Below are 7,347 nucleotides of genomic sequence, written 5' to 3'. Positions count from 1 at the left end.
AAATTGCTACGGTATGCTTTAGTCATTTGCTCACAAGGTGCTGGTTTCTACAAATCTCAGCATAAGCTTTGTGAGCTTTCTTACAACATTACCCTACTTTTAAAACATCCTCTAAACCCAAAACTCTTAACTTCTCTATATCCCAAGATGATGCTGTTAAGAAATGATGTAATCCTTAATACTTATCTAATCCAACAATCTTTACTATTTCTGGGAGGCTTTTCGTTTTAAATCAGAAATACATCCTATATTCCTATATGTAGATACTTAAATGCTTCAAAAAGCCTAATATCTGAAAACAGCTTTTTATACAACAGACAATATTCGTCTACAAAGTTGATGGTTTGTACGGGTGAGCAAGGCTCTACCATACTCTGTATCTCTATGTTATTCTTTGTATATTATTATACTATTTATGAGGTGACACAACAGAGCTAATAACCCCTCATTCCCTAACGTATCTTTCAAAAAGATTGTTCCAGTAGCCTGAAGCACGCCTACTGTTCTCTACATTCAACCAGCAACTAAGGCCGCGTTAACTCTTTTTAAATTTTAGCTATTCAGTATGTTCCAGGAAGTAGAAGACGAAAGCTTACTAAAAAAGATCCCTCTCCCCATTCAGGAAATCCCAGAGGATAAAGAATTAACAGAGACGGTAATTCTTCCCACAAATCTGCCTATTAAACTTTCCAAACCGCAAATTCGCACAAGTCTTAGGGCATTAACTCTCGAGAGTCTCTTCGCTGCGGTTTTTTACAGTATCATCGGTTCAGCGTTGCTCAGTAATTTCTTGCTAGAGCTGGGCGCCGGGCCAGTAGAAATTGGTCTGCTCGCCTCTATTCCTCAGCTGGTGAATCTGCTCCAACCGCTGGGAGCTTATTTGGTAGAACGAAGTACCAGCTTCAACTGGTATTGCATGAGCATTTTCATCCCGGCGCGGCTACTGTGGATAATTCTCGTGCCAGCGATTTGGTTGGTCAGCTCATCTAACCATATCACTAAGCACCAAGTGGTGCTGTTGACATTGGGAATTATGTTAGTGGCTAATATCATTGAAGCTTTCGCCCGTGCTCCCTGGATGACCTGGACGGCTGTGTTAGTACCTGGGCGGTTGCGGGGGCGGTATTTTGGCTTTCGCAATAGTGTTCTCAGTTTGATGAATCTCATCGGTGTCCCGTTGCTGGGTCTAGCAGTATCGATCTGGCCTAGTGGAACACTCCAAGGCTACGGTGCAATCTTGGTTCTAGGAATTGTGCTTGGGCTGCTTAGTCAGGGCTGTCAGTTCTGGATGACAGATGTGAACCCGCAGCTTTTAAAAGTTGTGGGGTCAGATATACCCCAACCATACCGCAGCGGGATACATCTTCGCTTCCTCAATGATGCCAATTTTTTGAAGTTACTGCTTTACCTTGCCATCTGGTGCTTTGCCGTTAACGTCAGCGCTCCCTTCTTTAACCTCTATATGCTAGATGACCTAGATATAGATGTCAGCCTAGTAACAATTTATAACGGTTTAGGAGCTGGTGCCAATATGCTGCTGCTGGTTTTCTGGGGTAAACTGTCTGACCGGATTGGGAATCGTCCCATCATGTTATTAGTAGGAATCTTGGTGGCGGTAACGCCTCTATTATGGTTAGTAGCTGGCAATGATTCAATTTCCCTTTGGATATGGTTACCCTTTTTACACGTGCTGGGATCTGGGACGTGGGCGGCCATAGACCTGTGTACTAACAATCTGATGATGGGAGTGGCACCGGTAACGAATCAGTCCACTTACTTCGCGATCGCCGGAGCGGTAGCTGGTGTCACTGGAGCAATGGGAATCATATCTGGTAGCTTTCTCGCGACTCTGCCTGGTGCCGGTGGCTTACTGGGACTGTTTGTTCTTTCAGCCGTCCTACGGACGGCTGCTCTCTTGCCCTTGGTTTTTGTTCAGGAGCAAGGCTCTGTATCTCTGGGTCAGCTTTGGCGAGTCCTATTCTCAGTCAAGCAGCAAAGAGTACCGATTTAACAATATTGAACGTCAACCACTTGGGACTTTGTTTATTGCTGTAGTTTTCATAATGAATCAGAAGACGGATTTACTGTCACAAGTGCTTGATCCAGAAAAACTCCTTGCATTGGTCGCCACCCATCTTAACGTTGAGCCAGTAAAACTTCAGCTTGTGCCGATGACTACAGGTAAACATAATTCTTCATTCTGGGTAGTTGCTCCCAAGAACCGCTTTGTATTGCGGTTAGCTCCAAAAGGATTGATATCGTTTGATTGTGGCCACCAAAGTAAGAAATTAAGTCCTAGAGTTTCTTACTTTGGGATTTTTTAAAACATTTTACGGCATTGAGTTAAGCGTAAGCCTAAAAGAATAATATATTTAAAGTATAAGACCTTTATGGTATTAGTTAACCAGAGGCGATTGCCCCTACATAATTATTGAAAAGTAAGACGATATATTTAAATGTATAGAGATATTAAAGTATTAGACCTTTATGGTATACACTGATTAACGCTTTAGTCTTTTTAAAATGATTGTAATCAGTGTATTCAACTTTAAAGGTGGTACAGGTAAAAGCTCTACCGCCCTAAACTTAGGGGCGTTTTTAGCATCTCCCAAACGCCAAACTCTGCTGATTGATTTAGATGGGCAGCGTACTCTCTCGTTCGGACTAGGCATGGATGGACTTGAACCGACAACCCTAGACTGGCTAACTAGTAAAGAAACACTCACACCCACAGAAACCCAAGTAAAACACCTTTGTCTGATTCCAGGTGATATAGGTATGTTTCGCCTGACATCGGAGGATAACTTGTTTGTTCCAGCACTGTCACGACTTTCTGGGTTTGATGTAGTCTTAATGGACTGTCCCCCTGGACTGTCGGTAGCATCAGTGCAAGCCATCCTTAGCAGTTCGCGCATTCTTATTCCCACAATGAACGAACCTGCTTCCCTAAAAGGACTTTCGGAAGCTGTAGAACTAATTCGAGGGGAAAAGGCAGATATTCCCATTGATGTTGTCAGAACTCGATATAAGCCCCGGTTAGTTCTGACTAAAGAGGCTGACGATTTGCTAATTGAGGCAGCAGTGGAGTTAGGTTATCGACTATTGCACACAACTATCCCTGATAACATAGCTGTTGCTGAATCCATCGCAGCGCAACAACCAGTTAGCACTTACGCCCCCAAGTCCAGTGGTGCTAGAGCTTACCAATCTTTGGCTAAAGAATACATCAAACATTGGGGGACGAAATGACAAAAAAGAAAATGTCTGGTATGAAATTAAGCCAGTTTTCTGGAATTAAGAGCCAATCAGAGCCAGAGATTACCTCTCCTGCCGCCGAAGTAGAATCAACTTCCCCAGTACTTGAGAAAATGCCTATAACATCACCAGCCCCAAAGTCAGCATTAGAAGCGCCTACTGCATCACCAACTTCTCAAGCAGTAGTTAAGGAAAAGCCCGTGACGATCAATATTAAAATTACTCGCACACAGCATAACTGGTTAACGGATACAGCCCGAACAGTGCGGGACAACAACACAGAAGCAGTTCCCCCTGGTGAGCGGGTTTACCCTCAGCACCTAATCGGAGTTGCCATAGAACTATTGCTTTCTTGTGAGGTTGACTGGAGCCAAATCAAGAATACTGAAGACCTCAAACAATTACTAAACCTATAATTTCATTAAGGTCTAATTACTCTAAGATATAAAGGTCTAATACTATAAAAGTATAATATATACTTGCGTAAAGGCAGAAAAAGAGTTATAAATACTCCCGTTTTGTACGATGAACCTAAAAAGAAAAGAGGAGTTATGCTGACTGACACTGCGTGACATTCCGTGCAAGAATTGGCAACAAGAGACAGTATCAGTGCTAGTGAGTATATAGAAATCTTGATTAGGAAACAGTGCATCACACAGGCTTAAAAGCCTTCAAATAGCTTTCATCCCCTGCCTGAAGTACGAAAAACGCAACTGCGTTGCTGTTTCTCAGGGGTTTTTAGCATTTTCCTTATAAACTATGAATTGGAGTTTTCCTTTATGAGCGTCATAATTCCCGATGACATCCTCCGAGCATCAAACATGACTGAGGATGAACTGAAATTAGAAATAGCTATCTTGCTTTACCAGCAAGGTAAAATTAGCAGTGGCAAAGTCCGAGCCTGGACAGGAATCACAGTACTTGAATTCCAGCATGAACTGGCTAAACGCGGTTTACACATCAACTATGATGTAGAAGATTTCCAATCCGATGTGCGGACACTGCAATCAATGGGCTTGTTGTGATTATAGTTAGCGACACATCACCGATCACAAACTTGGCAGCGATTGGTCAGTTAGATTTACTGCGTCAGTTGTATAGTCGCGTTATCATTCCCCAAGCCGTTTATAACGAGATGGTAGGTGTAAATAAAGTTGTCCCTGGGGCAGTAGAAGTACAACAGCTATCTTGGATTCAGGGGATAACTGTTGTTAATTCTCAAGAAGTTATAGAAATTCAGGAAAAACAGGACAATATTGACTTAGGAGAAGCCGAAGCAATTATTTTATCTTTAGAACTGAAAGCTGACTTGCTATTAATGGATGAACGCCGAGGACGAGCAGTCGCTACAAGTTATGGACTAAATGTAACGGGTCTGTTGGGAGTCTTGCTACAAGCCAAAAAACAAGGGCTAATTCCAGCTATTAAACCATTGATTGATCAGTTAATTGCTACTGCTGACTTTCGGGTTAGCCAAAAGTTGTATGCAATTCTCTTGCAATCTGCTGATGAAGGTTAAGACTTTAATAGAACAAACGCCTTAAATTCTGTGGCTCGAACAATTTTCAACAGAGTAAAACGAAAACAACCAGACACTGCGTTGAAAAAAGTACGAGTAGGTAATATTAGCCTACTTACCATAGACAGCAGCAGTTTTTGGGTGTTGGCTATTTGAACCGCAGGCATCGCTTTGGGGGCAGAGTCTGTCAGTATTCTTGTGCGACCAAAATTGATATCAATTTCGATATCAAAGCAGCAATTTTACAGACTACCACAGTGCTAATAATACTTAGTGACTTACGCAACAAGTGGCTCTTGCTATATCTTGTGTAAACACGCTTGGCAAGAACATTGTATGTAATAATATTCGTTATTGGAAACGCGCATTAATTCGGCATTCTTCTTGGCTATAACCCAATTCTAACAGTGACCAAACATCTTGATTCATCAAAGGATCATTAATCCACTGTTTCCCTAACTCAGAGAGTGTGATTCGCTCCTGTAATGCTTGCGGTGCAAATGCTTCTGCCATTAATTTTCTTCTTATCTTAAGTATTGGTCTAGGGTCATTTCATCGAGAACATGACTGTAAATGTCTTTCGTTGTGGCAATTGAACGATGTCCTAAAAGCTGTTGTACATATTGGTCAAGATAATTGTCTTGCAGCATTCTAGTAGCGAAGGTATGGCGAAATAAGTGCGGATGTGCTTTAATTCCTGTTCGTTTGTGGAGTTGGTCAAATAATTTATTTAAGCGAACTAAGGACATCGCTTGCCCTACCCATTTACTTGATAAATTGACGAATAACATCCCGCCTCACAAAGTTTCGGCTTGAGGCGGATATTCTTCTAGTAAGTAGGCATGAAAGGTCTCTTGAATAGCTGAACGATGGTAAATAATGGGGATTTCTCGTTCTCTTCCTTTAGCCATTGCGCGATTAGGATTGTCTTCTCTGCGTACAATCCGAATGCGTCCGCTGAAATCTAAGTCCTTGACATCTTCCAAATGTAATCCTAACAGTTCTCCACGCCGCACTCCTGTTGAGCGCAGCAGCATGATAATTAACCTGTCTCGATAAGTTGTACAGGCGTTGGCTAAGGTTGCGACTTCTTCATCTAGTAGACAACCACTGAAGAGTTTCGGTTCTTTTATTTTGATGCGTTTGCGTTTATTAGGATTGCTTTTAGCAATTCCTCTAAGAAAGCCTCCTCGTTTTCCCCAACCATGCGCTAGTAGAGTGAAATGTTTTTCTTCAATCCTGCCTTCAATTGTGTGATAGGTATAAAATTCTTGGATGGCGGTGACTGCTTGATTGACAGTGCGAGGACTTCTTTTGGCAACAATTTCTCTCACATTTTCACCAGATTCTTCAACTTCACCACCTAGCAAGTACCAATTCACAAAGTCTGCTAATTCATTTAACCCAACGTCATACCAGTTGAGAGATTTGGATTCTAACCAGCGCCAAAAGTCTACCAGTCGATAAGCGTATGTACTTACTGTATTCGGTGCTAATTGTCGCTTTCTACAGTAGTTCAAAAATCTTTGGATTGGCTCTATGGGTAAGCAGGTTTTAGGGTCGAAGACACAGCTAAATCGTAACTCTGTGTGAGGGGATATCGCCCATTCTACCTTGGTCATTTTCTACGTTGTGGAAATTAATTTGTTTCTACCCTAACGTAAAAATTAGGGCTGTTGTTGTTGTTCTTTCCACGTTGTAGAATTGGTTGTTGTTGTCTATATAAACAGGTTGCCACCTCAGTTTTCATACCCGACGCAGGGGGAATGTATCGCCAGGACAATTGTCTTTATTTTGAGCCAGCTTCTTATTGACGGTTGGTTCGCTGATTTAAAAAGCTAGAAGAGGAATTAATGCACTGTAAAGCTTATGGAGCTTAATTAGATAGGATTCTGGTAAGCACTTATCCAGGTACAAGGTAAGGGAAAGTGTAAAGTGACTGCGGTATTCCCATCAGAGTTAAAATTTGTTGTTGAAGTTCACCGAGTTGAGTCATTTCGTAGCTGCCGTCTCAATGAAAATACATTGTTATACCATTGAAAGCATTCAACAACTTTTCGTAATCGACCACGGGGCGATCGCAAATTACAAGAAAGTAAAACCCATTGACATCAAAGAGTTAGAGTTCAAAAGAAGCAGACAGCAGACTAATTCAATTTGGGAAATCAAACTGTATAAATTCGTGGGTTTTAAGCAGCATAATTGAGCAGCAACTTTACTCGGCAGGAACTTGTGGAAGTAAAGAAGGAGTTGGTTGACCCTGGCGTTTAGCACTAATGGCTTGAGTCAAAAATTCCAAGACATTTCGACGCTGAGACTTGAGAGTAGTCACAACAGTTAACATCCTTTGCACAAAATGGCTACCAGCCTGGGTTTGAGAACCAAAACTGGTACGTCTCCAGATTACGGCAGGACGAATTGCTCTTTCAGCAGCATTATTGGTTGGTTCAACTCCATCAAGGATCACAAATAACCATAAAGCAGGTTCAAGCTTCAGTATTTGACGGCAAGTGCGAACAGTTTTAGCCAGTGGAGTCTTTTCTTTGAAACCAATTTCATAGTCAGCAGCCTCT

Annotated in this window: 9 protein-coding genes and 2 pseudogenes; 7 read left to right on the top strand and 4 right to left on the bottom strand. The window is 41.9% G+C overall.

What is annotated here, in order from left to right; translation table 11 throughout:
* Positions 1–94: 94 nt before the first annotated feature.
* A pseudogene (locus tag H6G97_RS41430) lies at positions 95–371 on the bottom strand (IS701 family transposase); the annotation flags it as partial.
* Positions 372–565: 194 nt separating this feature from the next.
* Here H6G97_RS41430 and H6G97_RS41425 point away from each other — a divergent pair.
* The 6 genes from H6G97_RS41425 to H6G97_RS41400 all read left to right on the top strand — a co-directional run bounded on the left by H6G97_RS41425 (position 566) and on the right by H6G97_RS41400 (position 4,774).
* Entirely contained in the window at positions 566–2,011 is a 1,446-nt protein-coding gene (locus H6G97_RS41425) for an MFS transporter (RefSeq protein ID WP_190946403.1), read from the top strand.
* Between the two features lie 52 nt (positions 2,012–2,063).
* Positions 2,064–2,324 carry a hypothetical protein gene (locus tag H6G97_RS41420; RefSeq protein WP_190946402.1) on the top strand — a complete coding sequence of 87 codons (261 nt, stop codon included), beginning with the start codon at positions 2,064–2,066 and terminating at the stop codon, positions 2,322–2,324.
* Positions 2,325–2,523: 199 nt separating this feature from the next.
* Positions 2,524–3,249, top strand: a complete 726-nt coding sequence (locus H6G97_RS41415) for a ParA family protein (RefSeq protein ID WP_190946401.1) — start codon at positions 2,524–2,526, stop codon at positions 3,247–3,249.
* Positions 3,246–3,671 carry a hypothetical protein gene (locus H6G97_RS41410; protein ID WP_190946400.1) on the top strand — a complete coding sequence of 142 codons (426 nt, stop codon included), beginning with the start codon at positions 3,246–3,248 and terminating at the stop codon, positions 3,669–3,671. The genes H6G97_RS41415 and H6G97_RS41410 overlap by 4 nt, the downstream gene beginning before the upstream one ends.
* A gap of 363 nt (positions 3,672–4,034) precedes the next feature.
* Positions 4,035–4,280: a UPF0175 family protein gene (locus tag H6G97_RS41405; protein ID WP_190946399.1), complete on the top strand. Its 246-nt coding sequence runs from the start codon at positions 4,035–4,037 to the stop codon at positions 4,278–4,280.
* Entirely contained in the window at positions 4,277–4,774 is a 498-nt protein-coding gene (locus tag H6G97_RS41400) for a PIN domain-containing protein (protein ID WP_190946398.1), read from the top strand. The genes H6G97_RS41405 and H6G97_RS41400 overlap by 4 nt, the downstream gene beginning before the upstream one ends.
* A gap of 351 nt (positions 4,775–5,125) precedes the next feature.
* Here H6G97_RS41400 and H6G97_RS41395 read toward each other — a convergent pair whose 3' ends face one another.
* Together H6G97_RS41395 and H6G97_RS41390 are read right to left on the bottom strand one after the other, a co-directional pair.
* On the bottom strand, positions 5,126–5,287 hold the full coding sequence (locus tag H6G97_RS41395) for a hypothetical protein (RefSeq protein ID WP_190946397.1): 162 nt from the start codon (positions 5,285–5,287) through the stop codon (positions 5,126–5,128).
* Positions 5,288–5,298: 11 nt separating this feature from the next.
* Positions 5,299–6,396, bottom strand: a pseudogene (locus H6G97_RS41390) (tyrosine-type recombinase/integrase).
* A gap of 392 nt (positions 6,397–6,788) precedes the next feature.
* Between H6G97_RS41390 and H6G97_RS41385 the strand changes: the two are divergent.
* A complete protein-coding gene (locus tag H6G97_RS41385; protein WP_190946396.1) occupies positions 6,789–6,980 on the top strand; it encodes a hypothetical protein in 192 nt (63 codons plus the stop codon).
* A gap of 9 nt (positions 6,981–6,989) precedes the next feature.
* Here H6G97_RS41385 and H6G97_RS41380 read toward each other — a convergent pair.
* On the bottom strand, positions 6,990–7,347 hold a 358-nt coding region (locus H6G97_RS41380; RefSeq protein WP_190946395.1), incomplete at its 5' end, for an IS66 family transposase.

Origin of the sequence: Nostoc flagelliforme FACHB-838 (genome assembly GCF_014698065.1) — a bacterium.
Lineage (GTDB): Bacteria > Cyanobacteriota > Cyanobacteriia > Cyanobacteriales > Nostocaceae > Nostoc > Nostoc flagelliforme_B.
The sequence above is the reverse complement of the archived record's forward strand: the minus strand, read 5'-3'. Positions and strand labels throughout refer to the sequence as shown.

Excerpts from the sequence above, each read along its gene's own strand:
- H6G97_RS41425 (WP_190946403.1), top strand. The coding sequence starts at position 566 with ATGTTCCAGGAAGTAGAAGACGAAAGCTTACTAAAAAAGATCCCTCTC.
- H6G97_RS41420 (WP_190946402.1), top strand. The coding sequence starts at position 2,064 with ATGAATCAGAAGACGGATTTACTGTCACAAGTGCTTGATCCAGAAAAA.
- H6G97_RS41415 (WP_190946401.1), top strand. The coding sequence starts at position 2,524 with ATGATTGTAATCAGTGTATTCAACTTTAAAGGTGGTACAGGTAAAAGC.
- H6G97_RS41410 (WP_190946400.1), top strand. The coding sequence starts at position 3,246 with ATGACAAAAAAGAAAATGTCTGGTATGAAATTAAGCCAGTTTTCTGGA.
- H6G97_RS41405 (WP_190946399.1), top strand. The coding sequence starts at position 4,035 with ATGAGCGTCATAATTCCCGATGACATCCTCCGAGCATCAAACATGACT.
- H6G97_RS41395 (WP_190946397.1), bottom strand. The coding sequence starts at position 5,287 with ATGGCAGAAGCATTTGCACCGCAAGCATTACAGGAGCGAATCACACTC.
- H6G97_RS41385 (WP_190946396.1), top strand. The coding sequence starts at position 6,789 with ATGAAAATACATTGTTATACCATTGAAAGCATTCAACAACTTTTCGTA.